The following is a 22,851-nucleotide window of genomic DNA, read 5'->3' as shown; positions in this document are numbered from 1 at the left end:
GTTTTGGGGCGTGTTAGGCCGGATTAAAGACCTCAGAGTAGGTGATTTGTTTGATCCGATACTGCTGCTGGTAGATCGTCATTAGCGATCTGACCTTTTCGGATACAGGAAATACACAGTGGACATTGAGCCCTTCGAGGAAGTGGTTTTCCGCCATATCCCAGAAACTTTGAATTGAATTACAAATAACCGTTCGCATAGATGTCACTCTTAAAAGTGGTGTTCACCTAGCATTCCTTGCACTGCCCGCCAGCACGCTGCTTTTTGGGAGTCCTGTCACATAAATAGCTGTGATGTGAGCGAATTTTAAACAGGAATTGACGTTTTGTAAAACAATTTGTGCTAATTCATGACGGCAATCGATTTCATAAATCAGCTTGCCATCATGAATGATTTTCGGTGGATTAGACGGACACGGATAAAATTTTTGAGCGTCGTTGCAGGTTATACAAATCTTGTTTGGCCATCGGTAATGATTCAACCCCGACTTCGAGAAATCCTTGCTCCCTAAACCAGTGCAAACTGTGAGTGGTAAGAACAAAAATATGCTCAATACCCATCATCTTTGAGTGCTGCTTCATATGATTGAGCAACAGGACGCCACGATTGCCGTCTCGGTAATCTGGGTGGATGGCGACACATGCCATCTCAGCCATCTTTTCTTGTTGGTAGGGATAGAGCGCGGCACAACCGATCACTAGGCCATCTTTCTCTATGATGGTGAACTGGTGGATTTCTTGTTCAAGCTGCTCTCTGGAGCGGCGAACTAAAATGCCCTTTTCTTCTAGCGGTCGAATCAGTTCAAAGATACCGCCAATGTCATCGATGTCAGCTTGCCTAACTTGTTCTGCGCTCGCCATGACGATTTGTGTGCCGATACCATCAATAGAAAAGAGTTCCTGTATCAGTGCGCCATCAATTTTATAACTTATCAAGTGGCAACGTGGAATTCCTGCACGACAAGCAGATTGCGCACCACGTAAGAAACGCAGAGTACCGCTACTATGACCTTCGTCAGCCAGCTCTTTGGATTCAAGCTGTTCAATCAGTTGGTTGACCTCAGAAGGGAACAGCTCTGCGATGGCGTTGCCGGCTTCATCTAGTACCCCTTGCTCTGAACAAAAGCCTATTAGCTTGTCTGCATTTAATTTTATAGCAACTTGGGTCGCCACTTCTTCAGAGAGAAGATTGAAGGTCTCACCGGTCACCGAACCTGCCACTGGGCCGAGTAGGGCGATTGAACCTTGCTCAAGAACACGATTGATACCTTGAATATCAATGCGGCGCACACGACCACTGTGGCAGTAGTCGATGCCATCATCAACGCCGAGCGGTTGGGCAATCACAAAGTTGCCACTGATGACATTGAGCTGGTTGCCCGCCATTGGGGTGTTATTCAGGCTCATAGAGAGACGTGCAGTGATATCCAGTTGCAAGCGCCCTGTTGCTTGCATCACGTAATCTAGGCACTTTTCCGTCGTGACTCGAATGCCTTTGTGATACGGACAGTGGCAATCATTGTGTTCGAGCAACTGGTTAATTTGCGGTCTTGCGCCGTGCACCAGAACTAACTTGACGCCCAAACTGTGCAGCAATGCGATGTCACTCACAATGTTGGTGAAGTTTTTGTCTGTGAATGCTTCTCCACCCAGCATGATGACCATGGTTTTGTTGCGGTGAGCATTAACATACGGAGTGGACTGCCGAAATCCTTTTACTAGGGCGGTGCTGCGGATCTTCACAATGATTACTCGTGGTTTATTTATGTTGAAATAATGACTTTTTATTCAAAAATGCGCAAGGGAAATTTAGCATGGAGCGATGGAGAGACTTGCCCCTTTATGAATCAAGTGACACACTGACCCAGAATACAGAAGAAGGCGAACTATGAGTCAAGGCAAAGAGAGTAGTATTGTCAGTAACGTGGATGTTACGTTAACTCCTCGCAGTACGATTAGACCCAATAAGCGGTTGGAACGAGCATTAATTTTGCTGGCACTGGTGGGCACAGCCTCTGTGGTTGGCTTGTACAACGATTTATATGGTCGAGTTCAAGATCATATCAACCCCAAAGCAGAGGTATTTGGGCTTTGGGTCGAGAAAGATGTGGCTCCTTATGCCAGAGCGTCGTTTGAGCTTGGGGATAATAAGGTGGTGATCAATAACCGTGTGGTTGCAACTTCTTTTGAACTATCTGCGAAAGAGCTTTGGTTTACCGTTGGAGTGACTGAGTATCGTTATCAATTTCTTAACCGCAATAAGACTGAGATACGACAGCTTTCACCGACTCATTACAACCCAACGTTTGTTTTGTCAGGAAAACACAAAAAAGACCTTAGATAAGCATCGGTTTTATTGCGCTTTTTTATAGAGTTTGCCATCCTGAATGCACGAACCATAAGGGATGACTAACTTGATCAAACGTATTTTGCCTCTTGCTTCTGTTTTATTGGTGTTTGGCTGTGCGCAAAGCGATCGCGCTCAGCAAAAACACGATGGTGAGTTCACCAGCCTTCTGAATAAAACCGAACAAATTGAATCCAACAAACCTCGCAACTTTCACACATTTGCCGCCCAAGCGAATGAGGTGGTGACGGCTTCGCCATCCATGGCAAAAACCTATCAGCCACTTTATGAACAGCTCGAAACTTGGGCGGTACAAAGTGGTGATCCAAAACAGTTGGCAAATTACGGTGTTCAAGCAGCGCAGCTTGGTGGTGGTGACAACAAAGGCAATGTGCTTTTCACTGGCTACTTCTCACCTGTAATGGAGCTTCGTCACAAGCCGGATGAGAAGTTCCGCTACCCAGTCTATGCCATGCCAGACTGTCAGCAAGAGTGCCCAACTCGCGCTGAAATTTATGGCGGCGCACTTAATGGACAAGGGCTTGAGCTTGGCTATGCCGAAAACTTAATCGACCCGTTCATAATGGAAGTACAAGGCAGCGGCTTTGTGCACTTTGAAGACGATGACACCCTTGAATATTTTGCTTATGCAGGCAAGAACAACAAAGCCTACGTGAGCATCGGCCGTGTGTTGATAGAGCGCGGTGAAGTGCCAAAAGAGAAAATGTCACTCAAAGCGATCAAAGATTGGGTGATGGCACAAGATGAGAAAACGGTACAGGCACTCCTAGAGGAAAACCCATCGTTTGTCTTCTTCCAGCCTCAAAATGCAGCGCCAGTAAGAGGTACAGCAGGTATTCCGCTATTACCGATGGCATCGGTTGCGGGCGATCGCTCGGCGTTCCCGATGGGGACACCGATACTGGCGGAAGTGCCGCTGCTTAACGCCGATGGTACTTGGAGTGGTGCACATGAGTTAAGACTGCTAATCGTGCTGGATACTGGTGGTGCGGTGAAAGGTAACCATTTCGATCTCTATCATGGTATGGGCGAGTTTGCCGGCACTCAAGCTGGGCACTACAAGCACTTTGGCCGCGTGTGGAAGCTGGGCTTGGAAAACTCCACAACCGCAGACCCATGGCTAATGCCGGAAGAAAAAAACTCTCCAGCAGACCCGACTGAAGCTTCAACCTCTTCGGTTGAGTCTTCAGCATCATCCCAAGACAAGCCTGACAGCGAGAGCAAATAGGCCAACGCAATCCGCGGCTGCTATGCTGACAGAGTTGACCTTTTTAGTAAGAGTGCGTATAAATCGCACTCTTCTTTTTTACTTGGACAATGCAAGGTAACCCATGCGCGAATTGAACCAACCTGCCTCTGACAGCTACAACCAACGTTTTGGTGGCACACGCCGACTTTATGGTCATAGTGAAGTCGACATTTTACGTGCAGCGCACGTGTGTGTGGTCGGTATTGGTGGCGTGGGATCGTGGGCTGTAGAAGCGCTAGCGAGAACCGGTGTGGGTGAGTTAACGCTAATTGATATGGATGACGTTTGTGTGACTAACATTAACCGTCAAATCCATGCGATGTCAGGTACCGTTGGTCAAAGTAAAATCGAAGTGATGGCAGAGCGCGTTAAGCTGATTAACCCAGAGTGCAAAGTGAATCTGGTGGATGACTTTATTACTCCAGACAACGTTGCCGAGTACATCAGCAAAGAGTTTGATTACGTGCTAGATGCGATTGATAGCATTAAGCCAAAAGCGGCGTTACTGGCCTATTGCCGTAGTAATAAGATTAAAGTCATCACAACCGGTGGTGCGGGTGGTCAAGTTGATCCAACCCAAATCATGGTCGCGGATTTGACTAAAACCATTCAAGATCCGCTCGCCAAAAAGCTGAAAGATACCTTGCGTCGTCACCACAACTTTACCAAGAATCCTGCTCGTAAGTTTGGTATTGATTGTGTGTTCTCGACTGAGCAACTTAAATACCCTCAAGCGGACGGCAGTGTGTGTGGTGTAAAATCCACAGCAGAAGGACCGAAGCGTATGGACTGTGCCAGCGGTTTTGGCGCGGCAACGGTTGTGACGGCGACATTTGGCTTTGTCGCCGTATCGCGCATTGTTGAAAAAATTCTGCAAAAGTACGCAGCGAAGTAATAGGCAGTCGAGATGAGTAATAGCAATCCATTTGGCAGTGAAATCCAAGCGCAGCAAATTGTCGATACGATGGCTCAGTTGAAAGGCTGGGAAGATCGCTACCGCCAAGTCATTCAGTGGGGTAAGAAATTACCGGTCATGGATGAGGCTGATAAACAAGAACAAGTGCTGGTGGCGGGCTGTGAAAGCTCAGTGTGGCTAGTGCTTGAACAGGTCAATGGGGCGTGGGTAATCAAAGCCGATTCCGATGCACGTATTGTTCGCGGTTTGATTGCGATTGTGTTGGCAGCCTTCAATGGCAAAACTTCACAGCAAATTGCTGAGTTCGATCTTGAAGGCTATTTCGAGCAGTTGAACCTCATCAATCACCTTAGCCCTTCACGCGGCAATGGCCTTAAGGCTATCGTGAATACGATTCGCGAACAGGCGCAGCACTCGCTTTGATATATCCGACAGTCAACGTCAAAGTGACATATATCTCGATTATTTGATAACTACTTGTTTCTCAAGAGCGAGTTTTGCTTGTCTTGCTCTCAACGAGTTAGCTTTACAGCAACGACCATCTATCAATCTAAATATAATAACAACTCGAACTCAACATGAGGTTAGTAAGAATGAGTCAAGTTGTATGTCCAGCTATAGTCGGTCTGTCATTTGACAAAGAAAGCCAAGATGCGATCAATGCAATTAATGATATGAACCATGCCGTAAAGGAGGGATGGGTCGCCATCGTAGTGGGACAGTTGGCTTTGATTTTTGGTGGACTTACGGTAAAGACACAGGCACCTAACAGTTTTATTGAGTAGAGCTTCGCATTCAAAATAGCTGCAAGTGATGTTAGTCAAACATCATATAATATCTACTCTACGAATTGGGAGTATTTCTTCAAATCCCTCACATCTCTCGACAGATATGCTCAAAATCAAATAAGTACTATTGCAGACCTTCAAATGATAAGGAGCAAGATTAGTCCGAAAGAAAGGTTATTTTGGAAGGCTATTCATCATGGGTGTAAAATAAAGTGAACTTTAAATATCTTGTGCTTCTACTCGCTACTTTTTGTTTATCTTCCCTCTCCTATGCTAATGAGATCGATAAAGTGGAGTTCGGTTCAGAGCTCATTAAGAAAAACTTTGTTAGTTATGAAAGTAAGCATGCAGCATGCATGGGTTTAGCTGAGGAAACAGCACTTACAGGGAAAGATATAGCTCGATTAAGAAAACTTCCAAATATAGCTGCAGAAGGCTTAGGTTACCTAAGTCAAAGAGCTATTAGAGAGTGCACCCAACCTGAATATACAGAGCTTGTTCGAACAATACTAATGCTAGAAGCTGCTAATAGTACCAATGAAGAAGTTAGTCATCTTGAAGAACAAGTAAATAGCATCAGAAAGTTAATGTTTTCAGCAGTGGATTTAAATGTTGAGATTGGATACTTTGAGTTGCCGAATAGCTTAAGGTCAGAGTTGGAGTCGATAGATTCTCTAAATAAGCCTTTTAATTTGCTAGACGCTTACCAGAGAGCTTGGAACTAGCAAAGTTAATCGCAGTGGATTTCTGTGAATGAACAGTGAAAAGCTGGTAGCTCTTAGGGTGCTACCAGCTTTTTCGTGTTTAAAGCATATCGACGGCTTTTGCTACCGCAGCGATAAAGCGGTCAACGTCTTGCTCAGAGTTGTAGATCGCGAACGAGGCTCGGACGGTACCTTTGACGCCCAGCGCATCCATCAGCGGATGAGCACAGTGATGCCCAGCCCGTACTGCGACATTTTGCTGATCAAGTAATGTGGCCAAGTCTTGATGATGCACGCCATCCATGACAAAAGTGATGACGCTAGCACCAGGCTGATAGCCGATGATTTGAATATCATCGAGTTGGCTTAGTGCGTCGTGGGCCCGTTTTTGTAGCGTGCAGATGTGCTTTTCAAGATCGCTGTGGCTATATTTGCTCAGCCATTCAATAGAACAGGCAAGCGCCAGAGCACCAGCGACATTAGGTGTACCAGCTTCAAACTTACCAGGTAACTCACTAAATGTTGTGCCCTCAAACGAGACTTTTTCGACCATTTTTCCGCCGCCATGCCAGGGTGGCATCGCCTCGAGCAGGGCTAGCTTGCCATACAGGACGCCAATACCCGCAGGCGCATAGAGTTTATGCCCCGAAAAAACGTAGAAATCGGCATCTAGCGCTTGAACGTCAGTTGGTTGATGCACCACGCCTTGCGCGCCATCGACTACAACCACAGCTTGGCTATTAGCGCGAGTTATAGCGATGATGTCATTAAGGGGAAGCACGGTTCCAGTGACGTTGGTGACTTGAGCCACGGCAACGATTTTAGTTCGGCTGCGTAACAGTGTGCGAAATGCATCGAGATCAAATTGGCAACCTTCACCCATTGGCACCTTGACGACTTTGGCGCCAGTTTGCTCAGCGACAATTTGCCACGGTACGATGTTCGCGTGATGCTCCATTTCGGACACGAGGATCTCATCACCCGGTTGCAATTGGTTGCGTGCATAAGTCTGTGCGATAAGGTTAAGTGCTTCAGTGGCCCCTCGCGTCCAGATGATTTCTTTCTCGCTGGTGGCGTTAATAAAGCGCGCGACCGTTTCTCGTGCAGCTTCAAAACGCGACGTCGCTAGCGCAGTGAGTGAATGAGTGCCACGATGGACATTGGCATTTTGATTGCGGTAATAGTCGGTAATGCAGTCAATGACGGCCTGAGGCTTTTGTGTGGTCGCTGCACTATCTAAGTAAACCATTTCGCCATCAATAGCAGGGAATTGATCGCGGATCGCCTGCAAATCAGTCATCGTATTTTCCCATCTTGTGGTAGTGCAGAGTGGGGTTAGTGACCATAGGCTCGGCGACTTCCCATGCTTTTTCTTTGCCACAGAGAGCAATGATGATCTCCACAGCAAACTCTAGTGCTGTACCTGGACCTTGGCTGGTAATCAGGTTGTGGTTGATGTCTATGGTGACGCGCTTGTCGCGCCAGCAGTTTTCAGGGATATGAGATTTAAAACTTGGATGGCAAGTCATTAAAGCATCTGGATAGAGCTGATGATGCTGCAAGACAAGTGCAGGGGCTGCGCAAATGGCTGCCATGAGTTTACCATCGTATTTGTGTTGGCGAACCATCTCGATCAATAGCGTGCTATCACGGAATATTTCGGAACCACCCACACCGCCAGGCAGTGCGATAACATCGAACTCATCGTCGGCAACATCTACCAGTTTACAGTCGGCAGTTAAGGTTACCCCGCGGGAGGCTTTCATCGTCAATGCGCCATCGAAGTCAGCGCTAGCCACGGTAACATCAAAACCTGCTCTCACCATAGTATCGATGATGGTAATGGCTTCCATTTCTTCCGTGCCTGGCGCGATAGGGACAAGTACCTTTTTAGTCATGCTGGCTCCAGCTTGCTTCTATTTGCTTAATTTTTTGATACAGGGATAAGTTATTCGGTATATCGACATGGTGTTTAGTCGCAATATTGACCACGTAACCAGTGATAAAATCGATTTCACTTTGCCTTTTATTATAAATGTCTTGGTGCATAGACGAGTAGTTTTGTGCCGTAGATTTAGCCACATTCACAACGGTGTCGAGTAAAACCGATGCATCTAGCTCGACTCCATCGAACCTTGCGCAAGTAACCGCTTCTTTCACGATACTAAGTAGTTGCTCTCGATACTCATCGTTCGCCAGTTGACCATTGCGACAGTCGAGGATGGCGGTCAGTGGGTTGATTGCGCAGTTGATTACCAACTTAGTCCATAACGCTTGTTGGATAGTACTGTGCCACTTTGTTGGTGAGAAAGCATGGTCAAAGACCTCAGCGACAAATTCGCACTGCTGACCTTTTTTGTTCCATGCACCGATGAGTGTTTGTCCGTTACCTGTGTGGTGAACGGAGGAGCCGCTAACCTTGAGGGCACCGTGTGTGCTCGTACCCAGCAGCACAGGTCGAGGCGCTAGTTGCTCCGTTAGACTATCAACGGTTCCCATCCCATTGTGCAAAAACAGAATAATAGCGTCTGGATGAAGATGAGTAAGTAGCGGTAGTAGTGCGCTTTTCACTTGCCATGCTTTTAAAGTCACGACTAACAGGTCACAGTGCTCCAGGTCTTCGAGGCTTTGATTATTGAACGCAATGCTTTCACCATCATCGAGAGTTATCTCGATTTTGCTAGATGAAGTACGTCCCCAAAGAGAAATAGAATGACCAGCGAGATGAAGTTTGTAAGCGTACAAGGAACCAACGGCACCAGGACCTAGAATGGTAATGTTCACAGTTATCTACGGGTAGTGAGTGAAGCGAGAAGGATAGCAAAGTTAGCTAGGTTGGTCGAAGGCTTAGTGGTCGAATTCCAGATACAAAAAATGGCGCTCTTGCGCCATTTTTTCGAACTTCTGATATTCTGAAAATTAGAAGTTGTATTGCATACGGTAGATGATAGCGTCACCGTAGTGTTGCTGGTTGCTACCTGATGAACCGTAAACACCAAGTTTGTTGTTGAAGTAACGGTATTGAATAGCAGCAGTTAGGTGCTCAGTTGCGTGCCAGTTGAATAGCAACGCACCGTTTAGGCCGTTCTTACCGCCTTGGTTTTGAGCGTATGCGTCGTTGCGATCGAACTCGATTTCGTTCCAGTTAACGAATGAGAAGTTTTGACCACCTACATTGAACGCGTAGCGTGCAGTCCAACCAGCCATGTAACCGTTGTTACCATTTACGTTTTGGTTTGGTGAGAAAGAATCCCAAGAAGTGATGTCGTGAACACCAACCCATGGTTTGAAGAACCAGTTGTCGCCTTGAAGTGCTGTGTAACCAAGACCTAGTACGCGGTTTGTTTCGCTTTGGTTCGGGTTGTCGTGGTGGTAGAACTGACCGTATAGAGATACGCCGCTGTCACCTAGGTAAACGTGAGCACTGCCTTTCATTGAGTTCTTTTGCTCAGATGAGCTTTTTTCCACACTTTCGCGATCGTAGAAACCGTATAGCTCACCCCAAGTGAAACCTGCACCACCTTCGATACCTAGTACGAACTGGTTACGACCTTTACCGTCTTGGCCATCTTGGATTGCGTTAGGGCCGTGGTTCCAGCTCTGGTGGTCAAGATAAACGCCACCAAAACCGTATAGATATTCTGCAGATGCTGGCACTGCAGCAACTGCTGCAACAACGCCAAGAGCTAAAAGTGATTTACGCATAGTGTGAAAACTCTTCAAGTTGTACTGTAAATTGGCCGCATTCCGTGCGAAGTCATCCGATGGGTGGGCATGATAGCGATTTATATCTCAAAGTAAATGTGCAACATCGCAAACGTTTACTAAAGTTTGTGAGGCCTATCACAAATTAAGAAGGATTAGGGGAACTTCTATAAAATGCTCACAAATCGATCAATTGTTAGTGCTTCTGTTTTAACATTTGAACGCACTTGTTAACAAAAGGATATTGATCGGATTTCGGTCACAGTCGTACACACTGGGTGTAGTCACAAAGGGAACAATCATGTCACAGATTATGCTTTTTCCACTGCGCTCAGTGGTCTTGCCTGAAGGAAAAATGAGGCTAAGGATCTTCGAACCTCGCTACAAACGAATGGTGACCGAATGCCTGAAACGCGAAACTGGATTCGGCGTTTGTTTGATTAGCAGTAAAAACAACGCCGCTCCTAAGAACGTCTCTGAGGTTGGTACATTTGTTAGCATTGTCGATTTTGAAACGCTGGAGGACGGTATGCTCGGCATTACCGTGTCTGGTATCAAGAAGTTCCGAATCACCGACGTGGGTGCAGACGATGATGGTTTACGACATGCGAGCGTTGTGTGGCTCGATGATTGGGCGACGGCAGAGCTGGGCGATGAGAACCAGTTTCTCGGAGAGCGATTGCAAGACGTTTACAACAAATTCCCTCAGATCGGCGATTTGTATCTTCACCGTTTTTTCGACGATGCTGCGTGGGTGAGCCAACGATGGCTAGAGGTGCTACCTTTAGATTGTCACCATTTTGAACATTTGGTCACCCAACCGGATTGCAGCTCGGCCGTTAATTTCCTCGCCGACGCGTTTAAGTCGGGTGATATTCAAGAAGAGACACGACACTAAATTTCTCCTTTTGTGATCGGGAAAGAATAGGCCAGCGTATAGTATGCTATGTAGTCGGCAATGTTGTGTTATCAACTTTAGGGACATAAGCATGATAGTAGAAAGTCCAGAAGCGCTCACCAAGCAAGAGTGGGCAGAGTGCATGGAAAGGGTAAAACAGCGTGACAAAGCAGCATTTGCTACTGTGTTTAGCTACTTCTCCCCGCGGCTCAAGCAGTTTACCTTCAAGCACATGGGTAACGAGCAAGTGGCCATTGAAATGGTCCAAGAGGCGATGACAACGGTCTGGCAAAAAGCACATTTGTTTGACGGTAGTAAGAGTTCGTTGTCGACGTGGATCTATACCATTGCCCGTAATCTTTGTTTTGACATGCTGCGCAAGCAAAAGGGTAAGGAACTACATGTGCACGCCGACGATATTTGGCCAAGTGACTATTGCCCGCCAGACTTTGTCGAGCATTACTCACCAGAGACCGATCGACTCAAAGAACAGATCTTGAAATTTATGGAAGAGCTACCCAAGGCTCAAAGGGAAGTAGTACGGGCCGTTTACTTGGAAGAGCTTCCTCATCAGCAAGTGGCAGATATGTTTGATATCCCGTTGGGGACCGTAAAGTCCCGTCTCAGACTAGCCGTAGAAAAATTAAGACATTCAATGGAGGCGGATTGATATGAGATACCACCCAGATAAAGAAATTTTGGAGCGCTACGCGACTGGGGATATTGATTCGGCCCACGGAGCTGCCGTCGCAACGCATCTAGAGACATGCTCTCACTGCCGTCACTTGGTGGCAAAATTTGAGGAAGAGGCTGCTGATAGTTTTGTTGCTAGCGGTGCTGAGGGCGCCATATCAGATGCTGAACTTGCTTTAGTGTTTGACAACATGATGAACGATATCATGACGCTCGACGCCGACTTCAGTAAGTCCAAGGTTCGCTCCTCGGCAACGGTAAATGTTAACGGAAAGGCGTTTAAAGTGCCTCCGACATTGGCGCCTTTGGTCGAGCGCATGGGCGAGTGGAAAAGCTATGGCGGTAAGGTGTTTACGTCTAGCATCGACATTGATGAAGATTGTAAGGTGAGTTTGTTGTACATCACTGAGGGCGTTCAAGTTCCCCAGCATACGCACAAAGGGTTTGAATCAACCTTAGTGCTTCATGGCAGCTTCAGTGACGAAAACGGCGAGTACGGGGAGGGGGACTTTGTCCGAGAAGATGGAAATACCAAGCACGCTCCTCAAACAGCGGTGGGTCAAGATTGCTTATGCCTGTCTATCCTGACCGAACCTATGATTTTCACACAAGGTGTGGCAAGGGTCTTTAACCGCTTTGGTAAAGGGATGTACCCATAACAGCTGTGGCAAATAAAAAAGGCTCGCATTGTTGCGAGCCTTTTTGTTGAGGTTGCTATTTATTGAGTCAGATTTTCTTGCTCTTTGCGTGCTGGGCTTTCTTGTTTATGTTTTGCTTTCTCAAGTAGGTCACTGAAGTAATGACGCAGCGAGTAAAGCATGATCAAACTTGGAATCACCATGAGCGACGTAATAATAAAGAACAAGCTCCAATCATTAAGGGCGTCGACCATCTCACCACTGAACGATGCCAATGTTGTTCTACCGAAGTTACCCAAAGACGCGAGTAGCGCGTACTGAGTTGCAGAAAATGCTTGGCCGGTAAGCACGGTCAGGAAGGACACAAACGCTACGGTCGAAAATGCTGTGGTGAAGTTATCGACAATGATGGTTGCTAAGAACAGCGTCTCGCTAGGCCCCACTTTTGCTATCCATGCAAACATCAGATTACTAGCACTCATTGCAATGCCGCCAATCATCAAGCCTTTTACAATGCCAAAGCGAACGTTGACCATACTGCCTAATAGTGTAAAGACGATGGTCGCCCCCCAACCAATAAGCTTAGAGTAGTAACCAATTTGTTCATTACTGAAGCCAATTTCTTTGTAGAAGGTAATCGACATGCGTCCTAGGAAGGCTTCGCCAATCTTAAATAGGAACACGAACAGCAATAAGGTGACCGCAACTTGCACGCCATTGCGACGGAAAAAATCCAAAAAGGGCTCTACGACGGTAACTGAAATCCAACTGGTAAGGCGACTGCCCACCACTTTGTTGTGACGAGCTTCGGCTTGTGCTTGCAGAGCTTCGCGATCAGTTTTAGGCTCACTGACGAAAAGAGTGAACAGCATCAGGATCACAACGATGCCTGCCATGCCGTAGTAGACGCCGTTCCATCCCATGGAATCTGCGTTGATAAACGCTAAATAGCCAGGAAGTGAGTAGCCTGTCCACCAACCGATAACGGCCATAGCAGACGCTTGAGGCAGCTTACTAGATTCTGATTTTGGGAAAGTATCGATACGATAAGCATCAATAGCGATATCCTGTGTTGCCGATGATATGGCGATACACAGTGCCAGCATAGAGGTAAACATCAAGTTATTCGCTGGGTTGACGCCTGCAATAAACAGCGTTCCAACTAATATGAAACTCTGGCACAGGAAAATCCAGCTTCGACGCTGACCTAGAGAGCCGTGCAGTAGAGGCAATTTTACCCTATCGACTAAAGGTGCCCATAGAAAGTTGATAGCATAAACGGCGAAGACAGAACCAAAGTAGCCGATTGCTGCTCGAGTTAGGCCTGCATCTTTGAGCCAGCCAGACATGTTCGAGCCAATGAGTACCCATGGGAAGCCACTAGAGCACCCCATCATAAAGACCCAAAGCAACCTTTTATCCCAGTAGCTTTTGACAGTCTCAAGCCAAGTCATTTTTTGTTCCACAGGTGTGCTCCTTGCGAGTGCAGCGTGCGAGAGTTAATGAGCGTAGCAAGCAAAGAGAGAGGGGAACCTCTCTCTTATCTGGTGCTAGTCGCTGATTTTTTCCATTTTAGTGATAATGATGGGATCAAGTGGCACATCGCTCATTCCGCGTGTGCTGCGAGTCGGCTTTTGTCCCATTTTTTGTACTACATCAAAACCTTCGACAACCTTACCAAATACGGCATAACCTGGATTGGTAACGCTGTAGTTGAGAAAGCCATTATCAACAAAGTTGATAAAGAATTGACGTGTTGCTGAGTTTGGATCGCGGGTACGTGCCATCGCAATAGTGGCTGCATCGTTATCTAAGCCGTTTGCCGCTTCATTTTCGATTGGTGAATAGGTCGGTAGACGTTTGAAATCTTTATCAAAGCCACCACCTTGTGCCATAAAGCCAGGGATCACGCGGTGAAACTGGCTGTTTACGTAACTGCCGTCATCAACGTACTTCAGAAAGTTTTCGACGCTCACTGGCGCTTTTTCTTCATTGAGCTCAACAACAAAGCGGCCTAAGTTGGTATCTACCGCTACTTTAGGGCCAGCGAAGACACTGGTCGCGACAAGCGCTAGGGTTGCGATTGCAGTTTTCAGCATTAGAAACGCTCCTTCATGTAGTCTTGCAGTTCTTTATCGTTAGCAATCTCTTTGAGAACTAAGTTAACGGTGTTATTAAGCACGGTTTCGATATCGTCGTTTGAGGCACTCATTAAGCCAGAACGTTTCGCCGTGCCAGTATAGGTTTTCACTAGCTTACCTTTTTCGTTTTCAGCCGTGAGTTCAAGTACTACGTTGGCTGTCATGTCGTTTTCCATCACAGTATGCTTGACTGACACAAGAGCTTCTTGCACTTCGACTTGCAGGGCATTCTCGCTATTGACGGTGACTTGATAACCTTGTGACGAAAATTGATTCACTAGCGCATTTTCAATGCCAATACGAAGATTTTGACGAGTGTGTACTGGCGTAATGTTCGAGCGGCCATTGTCGAGCAGTGCGACGTATTGAGCCGTTCGCACGTCTTTACTAGAGAGTGACATCGACTTGTTTTCGACGACTTTAGCGGCACTAGTTGTCGCTTTAGGCGCAAAATTGACTTGTTCTTGTTGAGGGCTTGCACATGCAGCAAGCAATACGACGGAAGCCGCTAAAACGAGCTTTTTCATTAATGATTCCTTTTCACACTCTAAAACTATTGAAGCCAAACCGAGTGGTGGCTGGCATCATAGCGAATTCTTGTTTTATTGCACGTTGCCTGTGGGCAACTATGACTCAATCTTTACTTAGTTGCCTGTAAAATAACAAATTTGGCATTGGAGGCGACAAGCTTAACGTTGTGCTTGCCAAAGAGACGTGCCAATTTTTTATCGTAGCCTAGGTGACGATTGCCGATAACCATTAATTCGCCTTGAGGGCGAAGAACATGCTTTGCATCACAGAACATTTGCCAAGCGATGTGATCGGTAACAGCTTGCTGTTGATGAAAGGGAGGGTTGCACATCACTCGGTCTTGCGACGCTGCTTCAAAACCATCAAGGCAGTTATTGGTTACAAATTGGCACTGAGTGGCATCAAGCTGATTGAGTGTGAAGTTGTGCTTTGCAGAAGCCGTTGCCATAAAACTCTCGTCAACGGCGGTGATACGAGCTGAAGTGAAAAGCTGCTTAAGTTTTAATGACAACACGCCGTTACCACAACCGAGATCAATAACATCTTTGTTGTCGGCATTGAGCTTAGATAAATTCTCGAGCATAAAACGCGCACCGAGATCTAGGCTTTCACCGGAATATACGTTGGGTAAGTTAGCAAGCGTTAAGCTGTGCTGCGGAACATCCCAAGTGGTGAAGGCGTCCACTGTCGGCACACGACTGGAGGATAACTCGCTGAACACTAAACGGTGTTTTTTCCAAGCCAAAGAGGTTGTTGTAGGACCTGCAAATTTCTCAAACAACTTGAGCGTTGAGGTATGGATTTCTTTAGCTTTGTTGACCGCGATTAGCTGGCAGCGTCCGGCATATTTTTCTGCAAGTTGGTTGAGCTGCCAGGTTAAGTAGCGATTGTTGCGAGGGATCTGCATGACCACCAAGTCGATATCACTTGGCCAAGACTCAGTGGAGTCGAGCAAGGAAACGTCACTGAGCTTATTGAGAGCTAAGTTATTTTTAATGCCCTGTTGAGAAACAAACGAATCACTGACCGTTGTTACATTGTGTTGTTCACTAAACCAACAGCTTAGCGCGCCAAAATTATCGTTGAGGATCAGAATGTTTGATGACGGCGGCAAAGCGAGTTCTTCGACATGTTGAATCAGATACTCATCACCAGCATCCCACGCTTGGAGTTGCTCGTTGGCAAGTTTGGGATAACGAAAAAGCGAGTAGCTACGCTCAAGGAGGTTCAGTTCAGTTTTCATAATTTCTTGAATTGGTGACAATGGTTGTATTTTGACAAAATCCCTTCCGTTAAGCCAAGTAGAAAGTGATTTAAGAGAAGATTATTGATTAAGTAAAGTATATACTTTACCGACTATATAAAAATAAATGTCGGTTTCAGCCCAAGGAAGTAAGATGATTCAACAAACCATCGAGCAAAAGCTCCATCAAGCTTTCCATCCAACACATCTCGATGTTCGCAATGAAAGCCATATGCATAATGTCCCTCCAGGCTCGGAAAGCCACTTTAAGGTCATTGTGGTCAGTGATGATTTTTCAAGCGAGCGTCTCATTACTCGGCACCGTAAGATCAATACTGTGCTTGCGGAAGAACTAGCAGGGCCTGTTCACGCCTTAGCAATCCACACTTATACACCGGAAGAGTGGACCAAAGAAAACCAACTTGCGCCCGCTAGCCCAAATTGTGCTGGTGGCGGAAAGTAGCCGAGAGACAGTTTTACGCTGGTGCGGTACTAGCCTAGACTAGCAACACAGAATAGCAACAAAGCAAGACTTTACTGATAAGCGCGGCCTATTTGTTAAGAGAAGTATCAAATTCCGCCTACCTCCTTAGGGGTAATTCATTAACAGCGTATCAACATATAATGTTATGTGATTCTGTTAGTTAGGAATGTTTCAGATTGTGAACAACTCAATCGCTTATTTTTAATAGCATTAATAACAGTTTGTGCGATCGGTCAAAGTTACACATATTCGCCACCCCAGATGTAGCAAAAGTTTCGAAATAAAGATGCTATTGCTGGGATTGGTCGTGGCATACCCTTTGTAAAAGATGCTAAACTACCGCTCCAGAAAAATCTCGCAGCGATTCTATGACGAGATTGTTAAAGTGATGTTGCTGCCTTGGCGATCAAAAAGCCATGGCCAGACACTCAATGTCGTGTCTAAATGTTACGCAAATTAAAAGAATCTTTTTCCCGATAAAAGTAGTGCAAGTGCGTATGATTACAATAAAGAAGGGTTTGGATCTTCCTATCGCAGGAACTCCTTCCCAGGTGATTAATGATGGTAAGTCCATCACTAAAGTCGCCTTGCTTGGCGAAGAGTACGTGGGTATGCGTCCAACGATGCATGTTCGCGTGGGTGACGAAGTAAAGAAAGGTCAGGTTGTTTTTGAAGACAAAAAGAACCCAGGCGTGAAATTTACTTCTCCAGCAAGCGGTAAGGTTATTGAAGTTAACCGTGGCGCGAAGCGTGTCCTACAATCCGTTGTGATTGAAGTGGCAGGTGACGAGCAGGTTACGTTTGATAGCTACACAGCTGACCAACTAGCGGGTCTTGATCGCGATGTGATCAAAACTCAATTAGTTGAGTCTGGTATGTGGACTGCATTGCGTACTCGTCCGTTCAGCAAGGTTCCGGCGATCGATTCTACGACTCAAGCGATTTTCGTGACTGCTATGGATACTAATCCTCTAGCAGCTGAGCCTGAATTGATTATCAACGAGCAAAAAGACGCGTTTGTTGCAGGTCTTGACCTACTGTCGAAACTGACAGACGGTAAAGTGTATGTCTGCAAATCAGGCACTAGTCTTCCTCGCTCAACTCAATCCAATGTCGAAGAGCATGTCTTCAATGGTCCGCACCCAGCGGGTCTAGTAGGCACTCACATGCATTTCCTATATCCAGTCGGCGCGAACAACGTTGCTTGGAGCATCAATTATCAAGATGTGATTGCATTCGGTAAGCTTTTCACTACAGGTGAACTGTACACGGATCGCGTTGTGTCTCTAGCTGGCCCTGTAGTAAATAACCCTCGTCTGGTTAGAACTCAGATTGGCGCTAGCCTAGAAGACGTAACAGATAACGAGTTGATGCCTGGTGAAGTTCGAATCATTTCTGGTTCTGTACTTTCTGGTACTCATGCTACTGGTCCACACGGCTACTTAGGTCGTTACCACCAGCAAGTTTCTGTACTTCGTGAAGGTCGTGAGAAAGAACTATTTGGCTGGGCGACGCCTGGTAAGAATAAGTTCTCAATCACTAAATCATTCCTTGGTCACCTATTCAAAGGTCAGTTGTTCAACATGACAACAACAACCAATGGTAGTGATCGTGCAATGGTTCCAATCGGCAACTACGAGAAAGTAATGCCACTTGATATGGAGCCAACGCTATTACTTCGTGATCTATGTGCAGGCGATCAAGACAGCGCTCAGCGTCTTGGTGCTCTAGAGCTAGATGAAGAAGATTTGGCGCTATGCACCTTTGTTTGTCCAGGTAAGTACGAATACGGTCAACTCCTGCGTGAGTGCCTAGACAAGATTGAGAAGGAAGGGTAATCCATGCTTAAGAAATTCATCGAGGATATCGAGCATCATTTCGAGCCAGGCGGCAAACATGAAAAATGGTTTGCACTGTACGAAGCAGCGGCAACGCTATTCTACACGCCAGGTCTTGTAACGAAGCGCAGCTCGCATGTCCGTGATAGCGTTGACCTAAAACGCATCATGATCATGGTTTGGTTCGCAGTATTCCCAGCAATGTTCTGGGGTATGTACAACGCGGGCAACCAAGCGGTTATGGCACTTAACCATCTTTACACTGGCGCAGAGCTAGCGGGTGTTATCGATGGCAACTGGCACTACTGGCTAACTCAAGGTCTTGGCGGCACGCTAGGTACCGATGCGGGTTGGGGCAGTAAGATGATCCTAGGTGCAACTTACTTCCTACCTATCTACGCAACAGTGTTTATTGTTGGTGGTTTCTGGGAAGTGTTGTTCTGTATGGTGCGTAAGCACGAAGTTAACGAAGGTTTCTTTGTAACTTCTATTCTTTTCGCATTGATCGTTCCGCCAACACTTCCACTTTGGCAAGCAGCGCTAGGTATTACCTTTGGTGTTGTTGTTGCAAAAGAAATCTTTGGTGGTACTGGTCGTAACTTCCTTAACCCAGCGCTTGCTGGCCGTGCTTTCCTATTCTTCGCTTACCCAGCGCAAATCTCGGGTGACTTAGTATGGGTTGCAGCTGACGGCTACTCAGGTGCTACGGCTCTTAGCCAATGGGCACAAGGTGGCGAAGGCGCACTAATCAACAACATCACTGGCCAAACAATCTCTTGGATGGACGCGTTCATCGGTAACATCCCTGGTTCGATTGGTGAAGTATCAACGCTAGCACTTATGATTGGTGCAGCAATGATCGTGTACATGGGCATTGCGTCTTGGCGTATCATTGCTGGTGTGATGATCGGCATGGTTGCAGTAGCAACTCTGTTTAATGTTGTTGGTTCTGACACAAATGCTCTGTTTGCTATGCCTTGGCACTGGCACCTAGTACTAGGTGGTTTTGCTTTCGGTATGTTCTTCATGGCAACAGACCCAGTATCGGCATCGTTTACTAACAATGGTAAATGGGCATACGGTATTCTGATTGGCGCAATGTGTGTCATGATCCGTGTAGTAAACCCGGCTTACCCAGAAGGTATGATGCTAGCAATTCTATTTGCTAACCTGTTCGCACCTCTATTCGACCACTTCGTGATCGAGAAGAACATCAAACGGAGAGAAGCTCGCTATGGCAAGTAATAACGATAGCATTAAAAAGACGCTGTTTGTTGTTATCGCGTTGAGCTTAGTGTGCTCAATCGTTGTATCGCTTGCAGCAGTAGGTCTGCGTGACAAGCAACGCGCGAACGCGGTTCTAGATAAACAGTCGAAAATCATTGAAGTAGCGGGTATCGAAGCCGAAGGTACAGTTGCTGAGCTTTACAGCCAGTACATTGAGCCACGCCTTGTTGACTTCAACACAGGTGAGTTTGTTGATACAGCCCCAGATGGCAGCGATGCAAACAGCTACGATCAACGTAAAGCGGCAAAAGACCCATCTGAGTCTATCCGTCTTACCGCTGACCAAGATTTTGCAAAAATCATTCGTCGTGCAAACGTAGGTACTGTGTACCTAGTTAAGCAAGACGGTGAAGTGAGCAGCTTTATCCTGCCAGTTCACGGTACGGGTCTATGGTCTATGATGTACGCGTTTGTTGCGGTTCAAACAGACGGTAATACTGTGAACGGTATTACATACTACGAGCAAGGTGAAACTCCTGGATTGGGTGGCGAAATCGAAAACCCATCTTGGCGTGCACAGTTCGTTGGCAAGAAACTGTTTGATGAAAACTTCAAGCCAGCGATTGCAATCGTGAAAGGTGGCGCACCTGAAGGTTCTGAGCACGGTGTTGACGGTCTATCTGGTGCAACACTGACAGGTAACGGCGTTCAAGGTACGTTTGACTTCTGGTTGGGTGACATGGGCTTTGGTCCATTCCTAGCTAAAGTTCGTGACGGAGGTCTGAACTAATGGCTGATGCTAAAGAAATGAAGAAGAGCCTGATGGCACCGGTGTTGGATAACAACCCGATCGCTCTTCAAGTTCTTGGTGTGTGTTCTGCTCTTGCGGTAACCACAAAACTAGAGACAGCATTTGTTATGACGCTGGCGGTAATTTTCGTTACTGCACTGTCTAACTTCTTCGTATCTCTAATTCGTAACCATATCCCAAATAGCGTTCGTATCATCGTACAGATGGCGATCATTGCATCTTTGGTAATCGTGGTTGACCAAATCCTGAAAGCGTATCTTTACGATATCTCTAAGCAGCTTTCGGTATTCGTTGGTCTAATCATTACTAACTGTATCGTAATGGGTCGTGCGGAAGCATTTGCTATGAAGTCTGCGCCACTACCATCGCTTATCGACGGTATTGGTAACGGTCTAGGTTATGGCTTCGTTCTTATTACTGTTGGCTTCTTCCGTGAACTGTTTGGTTCAGGCAAGCTATTCGGTATGGAAGTACTACCGCTAGTAAGTAACGGTGGTTGGTATCAGCCAAACGGCATGATGCTACTAGCGCCTTCTGCGTTCTTCCTAATCGGCTTCCTGATCTGGGCAATTCGTACAATTAGGCCAGAACAAGTAGAAGCGAAGGAGTAAGGCTGTCATGGAACATTATATTAGCTTAATGGTTAAGTCGATTTTCATCGAAAACCTTGCGCTTTCTTTCTTCCTAGGTATGTGTACATTCCTAGCGGTATCGAAAAAGGTTAAGACCTCTTTCGGTCTAGGTGTTGCGGTTATCGTTGTACTGACAGTGGCAGTACCGGTGAACAACCTGCTTTACAACCTAGTTCTTAAAGAAAATGCATTGGTGGCAGGTGTCGACCTTAGCTTTCTAAACTTTATTACCTTTATCGGTGTAATCGCAGCACTAGTACAGATCCTAGAGATGGTACTAGACCGCTTCTTCCCACCTTTGTATAACGCACTGGGTATCTTCCTACCGCTAATCACGGTGAACTGTGCGATCTTTGGTGGCGTATCATTCATGGTACAGCGTGATTACAACTTTGCAGAATCTGTCGTATACGGCTTTGGTTCTGGTGTGGGTTGGATGCTAGCTATCGTTGCGCTAGCAGGTATCCGCGAGAAGATGAAGTACTCTGACGTTCCTCCTGGTCTTCGTGGTCTTGGTATCACGTTCATCACGGTAGGTCTGATGGCACTGGGCTTTATGTCATTCTCTGGTGTTCAACTGTAAGGTATAAGGAATAGTCAATGGACATTATTCTTGGTGTAGTGATGTTTACGCTGATTGTTCTAGCCCTAGTTTTGGTGATTTTGTTCGCTAAATCTAAGCTAGTACCAACAGGCGACATCACGATCTCTGTAAACGAAAACCCTGATCTTGCGATCACCACACAACCAGGTGGCAAACTATTGAATGCACTAGCAGGCGCTGGCGTATTCGTATCATCTGCTTGTGGTGGCGGTGGCTCTTGTGGTCAGTGTCGTGTAAAAGTGAAATCTGGCGGTGGTGACATTCTACCAACCGAGCTTGACCATATCTCTAAAGGTGAAGCACGTGAAGGTGAGCGTCTAGCGTGTCAGGTAGCAATGAAGACTGACATGGACATCGAGCTTCCAGAAGAGATCTTCGGCGTTAAGAAGTGGGAATGTACCGTTATCTCTAACGATAACAAAGCGACATTCATCAAAGAGCTTAAGCTACAAATCCCAGATGGCGAATCAGTACCTTTCCGTGCTGGTGGTTACATCCAGATTGAAGCACCCGCTCACCACGTTAAATACTCTGACTTCGACGTACCAGAAGAGTACCGTGAAGATTGGGACAAGTTTAATCTGTTCCGCTACGAGTCTGTAGTTAACGAAGAGTGCATCCGTGCATACTCAATGGCTAACTACCCAGAAGAAGAAGGTATTATTATGCTGAACGTGCGTATCGCTACGCCGCCGCCTAATAACCCTGATGTACCACCTGGTATCATGTCTTCGTTCATCTGGTCACTGAAAGAAGGTGACAAGTGTACGATCTCTGGTCCATTTGGTGAGTTCTTCGCAAAAGATACTGACAACGAGATGGTCTTCATCGGTGGTGGTGCTGGTATGGCACCAATGCGTTCGCACATCTTTGACCAACTTAAGCGTCTGAACTCTAAGCGTAAGATGTCATTCTGGTATGGTGCTCGTTCTCGTCGCGAAATGTTCTACGTGGAAGATTTCGATGGCCTACAGGCTGAAAACGATAACTTCCAGTGGCACGTTGCTCTGTCTGACCCAATGCCAGAAGATAACTGGGATGGTTACACAGGCTTCATCCACAACGTAATCTATGAGAACTACCTCAAAGATCACGAAGCGCCAGAAGATTGTGAATACTACATGTGTGGTCCACCAATGATGAACGCAGCTGTAATCGGCATGCTGAAAGATCTTGGTGTAGAAGATGAAAACATCCTTCTAGATGACTTCGGTGGTTAATCTTCCTTGAAGTAATGAACATGGCTGGCTCATGGGAGCCGGCCATTTGTTTTTAAATAGATATAGACAGAATGCTTTCATTTGCGACAACAAACATAGGTGTGGCAAACGTAAGTATTTTAAATTCATTAGGTGAGTAAAGGCATGTTTCATCTAACTAAG

25 protein-coding genes and 1 pseudogene are annotated in these 22,851 nt (G+C 46.3%); 16 read left to right on the top strand and 10 right to left on the bottom strand.

Features of this window, described 5'->3' with window-relative positions:
* Positions 1-13: 13 nt before the first annotated feature.
* Together AAA946_RS12230 and argA are read right to left on the bottom strand one after the other, a co-directional pair.
* The gene (locus tag AAA946_RS12230) at positions 14-199 is read right to left on the bottom strand and encodes a hypothetical protein (protein WP_338165093.1); all 186 of its coding nucleotides are present in this window, start codon (positions 197-199) and stop codon (positions 14-16) included.
* 205 nt (positions 200-404) lie between these two features.
* Positions 405-1,742, bottom strand: a complete 1,338-nt coding sequence (argA, locus tag AAA946_RS12225) for an amino-acid N-acetyltransferase (protein WP_338165092.1) — start codon at positions 1,740-1,742, stop codon at positions 405-407.
* 145 nt (positions 1,743-1,887) lie between these two features.
* Here argA and AAA946_RS12220 point away from each other — a divergent pair, with 145 nt between their 5' ends.
* From AAA946_RS12220 to AAA946_RS12195, 6 genes and pseudogenes are all read left to right on the top strand, one after another.
* Positions 1,888-2,343, top strand: coding sequence for a DUF2850 domain-containing protein (locus AAA946_RS12220; RefSeq protein ID WP_338165091.1), 456 nt, complete (start codon positions 1,888-1,890; stop codon positions 2,341-2,343).
* A 70-nt stretch (positions 2,344-2,413) separates the two neighbouring features.
* A pseudogene (mltA, locus tag AAA946_RS12215) lies at positions 2,414-3,505 on the top strand (murein transglycosylase A); the annotation flags it as partial.
* A 193-nt stretch (positions 3,506-3,698) separates the two neighbouring features.
* On the top strand, positions 3,699-4,511 hold the full coding sequence (gene tcdA, locus AAA946_RS12210) for a tRNA cyclic N6-threonylcarbamoyladenosine(37) synthase TcdA (RefSeq protein WP_338165090.1): 813 nt from the start codon (positions 3,699-3,701) through the stop codon (positions 4,509-4,511).
* Positions 4,512-4,523: 12 nt separating this feature from the next.
* Positions 4,524-4,955 carry a cysteine desulfurase sulfur acceptor subunit CsdE gene (csdE, locus tag AAA946_RS12205; RefSeq protein ID WP_338165089.1) on the top strand — a complete coding sequence of 144 codons (432 nt, stop codon included), beginning with the start codon at positions 4,524-4,526 and terminating at the stop codon, positions 4,953-4,955.
* 170 nt (positions 4,956-5,125) lie between these two features.
* On the top strand, positions 5,126-5,317 hold the full coding sequence (locus tag AAA946_RS12200) for a hypothetical protein (protein WP_338165088.1): 192 nt from the start codon (positions 5,126-5,128) through the stop codon (positions 5,315-5,317).
* A 215-nt stretch (positions 5,318-5,532) separates the two neighbouring features.
* Positions 5,533-6,045 (top strand): hypothetical protein, encoded by a 513-nt coding sequence (locus tag AAA946_RS12195; RefSeq protein ID WP_338165087.1) that lies wholly within the window; start codon positions 5,533-5,535, stop codon positions 6,043-6,045.
* Positions 6,046-6,124: 79 nt separating this feature from the next.
* On the opposite strand, the gene csdA is transcribed toward AAA946_RS12195, so the two are convergent.
* The 4 genes from csdA to AAA946_RS12175 form a co-directional block, all read right to left on the bottom strand.
* A complete protein-coding gene (csdA, locus tag AAA946_RS12190) occupies positions 6,125-7,324 on the bottom strand; it encodes a cysteine desulfurase CsdA (protein ID WP_338165086.1) in 1,200 nt (399 codons plus the stop codon).
* Positions 7,317-7,922 (bottom strand): DJ-1 family glyoxalase III, encoded by a 606-nt coding sequence (locus tag AAA946_RS12185; RefSeq protein ID WP_338165085.1) that lies wholly within the window; start codon positions 7,920-7,922, stop codon positions 7,317-7,319. Before AAA946_RS12185 ends, csdA begins: the two co-directional genes overlap by 8 nt.
* The gene (panE, locus tag AAA946_RS12180) at positions 7,915-8,808 is read right to left on the bottom strand and encodes a 2-dehydropantoate 2-reductase (RefSeq protein ID WP_338165084.1); all 894 of its coding nucleotides are present in this window, start codon (positions 8,806-8,808) and stop codon (positions 7,915-7,917) included. The genes AAA946_RS12185 and panE overlap by 8 nt, the downstream gene beginning before the upstream one ends.
* A 135-nt stretch (positions 8,809-8,943) precedes the next feature.
* On the bottom strand, positions 8,944-9,729 hold the full coding sequence (locus AAA946_RS12175; RefSeq protein ID WP_338165083.1) for an outer membrane protein OmpK: 786 nt from the start codon (positions 9,727-9,729) through the stop codon (positions 8,944-8,946).
* Positions 9,730-10,030: 301 nt separating this feature from the next.
* Between AAA946_RS12175 and AAA946_RS12170 the strand changes: the two genes are divergently transcribed.
* The 3 genes from AAA946_RS12170 (at position 10,031) to AAA946_RS12160 (ending at position 11,979) form a co-directional block, all read left to right on the top strand.
* Entirely contained in the window at positions 10,031-10,627 is a 597-nt protein-coding gene (locus tag AAA946_RS12170) for an LON peptidase substrate-binding domain-containing protein (RefSeq protein ID WP_338165082.1), read from the top strand.
* A gap of 91 nt (positions 10,628-10,718) precedes the next feature.
* Positions 10,719-11,297, top strand: coding sequence for an RNA polymerase sigma factor (locus AAA946_RS12165; protein ID WP_338165081.1), 579 nt, complete (start codon positions 10,719-10,721; stop codon positions 11,295-11,297).
* A 1-nt stretch (position 11,298) separates the two neighbouring features.
* On the top strand, positions 11,299-11,979 hold the full coding sequence (locus tag AAA946_RS12160) for a ChrR family anti-sigma-E factor (protein WP_338165080.1): 681 nt from the start codon (positions 11,299-11,301) through the stop codon (positions 11,977-11,979).
* A 59-nt stretch (positions 11,980-12,038) separates the two neighbouring features.
* Here the strand turns inward: AAA946_RS12160 and AAA946_RS12155 are convergent, their stop codons facing one another.
* The 4 genes from AAA946_RS12155 to AAA946_RS12140 form a co-directional block, all read right to left on the bottom strand.
* Positions 12,039-13,412, bottom strand: a complete 1,374-nt coding sequence (locus tag AAA946_RS12155) for an AmpG family muropeptide MFS transporter (RefSeq protein WP_338165835.1) — start codon at positions 13,410-13,412, stop codon at positions 12,039-12,041.
* 96 nt (positions 13,413-13,508) lie between these two features.
* On the bottom strand, positions 13,509-14,057 hold the full coding sequence (locus AAA946_RS12150; protein WP_338165079.1) for a peptidylprolyl isomerase: 549 nt from the start codon (positions 14,055-14,057) through the stop codon (positions 13,509-13,511).
* Positions 14,057-14,626, bottom strand: coding sequence for a YajG family lipoprotein (locus tag AAA946_RS12145; protein WP_338165078.1), 570 nt, complete (start codon positions 14,624-14,626; stop codon positions 14,057-14,059). Before AAA946_RS12145 ends, AAA946_RS12150 begins: the two co-directional genes overlap by 1 nt.
* Before the next feature lie 113 nt (positions 14,627-14,739).
* Positions 14,740-15,873 (bottom strand): methyltransferase, encoded by a 1,134-nt coding sequence (locus AAA946_RS12140; protein WP_338165077.1) that lies wholly within the window; start codon positions 15,871-15,873, stop codon positions 14,740-14,742.
* A 154-nt stretch (positions 15,874-16,027) separates the two neighbouring features.
* Here AAA946_RS12140 and bolA point away from each other — a divergent pair, with 154 nt between their 5' ends.
* The 7 genes from bolA to nqrF all read left to right on the top strand — a co-directional run bounded on the left by bolA (position 16,028) and on the right by nqrF (position 22,689).
* Positions 16,028-16,336: a transcriptional regulator BolA gene (gene bolA / locus AAA946_RS12135; protein WP_338165076.1), complete on the top strand. Its 309-nt coding sequence runs from the start codon at positions 16,028-16,030 to the stop codon at positions 16,334-16,336.
* A 518-nt stretch (positions 16,337-16,854) separates the two neighbouring features.
* Positions 16,855-18,195 carry a Na(+)-translocating NADH-quinone reductase subunit A gene (locus AAA946_RS12130; protein WP_338165834.1) on the top strand — a complete coding sequence of 447 codons (1,341 nt, stop codon included), beginning with the start codon at positions 16,855-16,857 and terminating at the stop codon, positions 18,193-18,195.
* Between the two features lie 3 nt (positions 18,196-18,198).
* Entirely contained in the window at positions 18,199-19,440 is a 1,242-nt protein-coding gene (locus tag AAA946_RS12125) for an NADH:ubiquinone reductase (Na(+)-transporting) subunit B (RefSeq protein WP_234495373.1), read from the top strand.
* The gene (locus AAA946_RS12120) at positions 19,430-20,212 is read left to right on the top strand and encodes a Na(+)-translocating NADH-quinone reductase subunit C (RefSeq protein WP_338165075.1); all 783 of its coding nucleotides are present in this window, start codon (positions 19,430-19,432) and stop codon (positions 20,210-20,212) included. Before AAA946_RS12125 ends, AAA946_RS12120 begins: the two co-directional genes overlap by 11 nt.
* A complete protein-coding gene (locus tag AAA946_RS12115) occupies positions 20,212-20,844 on the top strand; it encodes an NADH:ubiquinone reductase (Na(+)-transporting) subunit D (protein ID WP_338165074.1) in 633 nt (210 codons plus the stop codon). The genes AAA946_RS12120 and AAA946_RS12115 overlap by 1 nt, the downstream gene beginning before the upstream one ends.
* 7 nt (positions 20,845-20,851) lie before the next feature.
* Complete coding sequence (nqrE, locus tag AAA946_RS12110; RefSeq protein ID WP_042477581.1) at positions 20,852-21,448, top strand: NADH:ubiquinone reductase (Na(+)-transporting) subunit E; 597 nt, start codon at positions 20,852-20,854, stop codon at positions 21,446-21,448.
* Positions 21,449-21,465: 17 nt separating this feature from the next.
* Positions 21,466-22,689 carry an NADH:ubiquinone reductase (Na(+)-transporting) subunit F gene (gene nqrF, locus AAA946_RS12105; RefSeq protein ID WP_112462092.1) on the top strand — a complete coding sequence of 408 codons (1,224 nt, stop codon included), beginning with the start codon at positions 21,466-21,468 and terminating at the stop codon, positions 22,687-22,689.
* Positions 22,690-22,851: the final 162 nt, after the last annotated feature.

Source organism: Vibrio sp. 10N, from assembly GCF_036245475.1.
In the GTDB taxonomy this organism is placed as follows: Bacteria; Pseudomonadota; Gammaproteobacteria; order Enterobacterales; family Vibrionaceae; genus Vibrio.
This window is presented reverse-complemented; position numbering and strand designations above follow the sequence as displayed.

Bases quoted from the DNA above. Each gene is read 5' to 3' on its own strand.
- AAA946_RS12175 (WP_338165083.1), bottom strand. From the start codon at position 9,729: ATGCGTAAATCACTTTTAGCTCTTGGCGTTGTTGCAGCAGTTGCTGCA.
- tcdA (WP_338165090.1), top strand. From the start codon at position 3,699: ATGCGCGAATTGAACCAACCTGCCTCTGACAGCTACAACCAACGTTTT.
- nqrE (WP_042477581.1), top strand. From the start codon at position 20,852: ATGGAACATTATATTAGCTTAATGGTTAAGTCGATTTTCATCGAAAAC.
- csdA (WP_338165086.1), bottom strand. From the start codon at position 7,324: ATGACTGATTTGCAGGCGATCCGCGATCAATTCCCTGCTATTGATGGC.
- AAA946_RS12220 (WP_338165091.1), top strand. From the start codon at position 1,888: ATGAGTCAAGGCAAAGAGAGTAGTATTGTCAGTAACGTGGATGTTACG.
- nqrF (WP_112462092.1), top strand. From the start codon at position 21,466: ATGGACATTATTCTTGGTGTAGTGATGTTTACGCTGATTGTTCTAGCC.
- AAA946_RS12155 (WP_338165835.1), bottom strand. From the start codon at position 13,412: ATGACTTGGCTTGAGACTGTCAAAAGCTACTGGGATAAAAGGTTGCTT.
- AAA946_RS12125 (WP_234495373.1), top strand. From the start codon at position 18,199: ATGCTTAAGAAATTCATCGAGGATATCGAGCATCATTTCGAGCCAGGC.
- AAA946_RS12230 (WP_338165093.1), bottom strand. From the start codon at position 199: ATGCGAACGGTTATTTGTAATTCAATTCAAAGTTTCTGGGATATGGCG.
- AAA946_RS12165 (WP_338165081.1), top strand. From the start codon at position 10,719: ATGATAGTAGAAAGTCCAGAAGCGCTCACCAAGCAAGAGTGGGCAGAG.
- AAA946_RS12115 (WP_338165074.1), top strand. From the start codon at position 20,212: ATGGCTGATGCTAAAGAAATGAAGAAGAGCCTGATGGCACCGGTGTTG.
- AAA946_RS12145 (WP_338165078.1), bottom strand. From the start codon at position 14,626: ATGAAAAAGCTCGTTTTAGCGGCTTCCGTCGTATTGCTTGCTGCATGT.
- AAA946_RS12120 (WP_338165075.1), top strand. From the start codon at position 19,430: ATGGCAAGTAATAACGATAGCATTAAAAAGACGCTGTTTGTTGTTATC.
- AAA946_RS12185 (WP_338165085.1), bottom strand. From the start codon at position 7,922: ATGACTAAAAAGGTACTTGTCCCTATCGCGCCAGGCACGGAAGAAATG.
- AAA946_RS12140 (WP_338165077.1), bottom strand. From the start codon at position 15,873: ATGAAAACTGAACTGAACCTCCTTGAGCGTAGCTACTCGCTTTTTCGT.
- bolA (WP_338165076.1), top strand. From the start codon at position 16,028: ATGATTCAACAAACCATCGAGCAAAAGCTCCATCAAGCTTTCCATCCA.
- AAA946_RS12160 (WP_338165080.1), top strand. From the start codon at position 11,299: ATGAGATACCACCCAGATAAAGAAATTTTGGAGCGCTACGCGACTGGG.
- AAA946_RS12170 (WP_338165082.1), top strand. From the start codon at position 10,031: ATGTCACAGATTATGCTTTTTCCACTGCGCTCAGTGGTCTTGCCTGAA.
- AAA946_RS12150 (WP_338165079.1), bottom strand. From the start codon at position 14,057: ATGCTGAAAACTGCAATCGCAACCCTAGCGCTTGTCGCGACCAGTGTC.
- csdE (WP_338165089.1), top strand. From the start codon at position 4,524: ATGAGTAATAGCAATCCATTTGGCAGTGAAATCCAAGCGCAGCAAATT.
- AAA946_RS12130 (WP_338165834.1), top strand. From the start codon at position 16,855: ATGATTACAATAAAGAAGGGTTTGGATCTTCCTATCGCAGGAACTCCT.
- AAA946_RS12200 (WP_338165088.1), top strand. From the start codon at position 5,126: ATGAGTCAAGTTGTATGTCCAGCTATAGTCGGTCTGTCATTTGACAAA.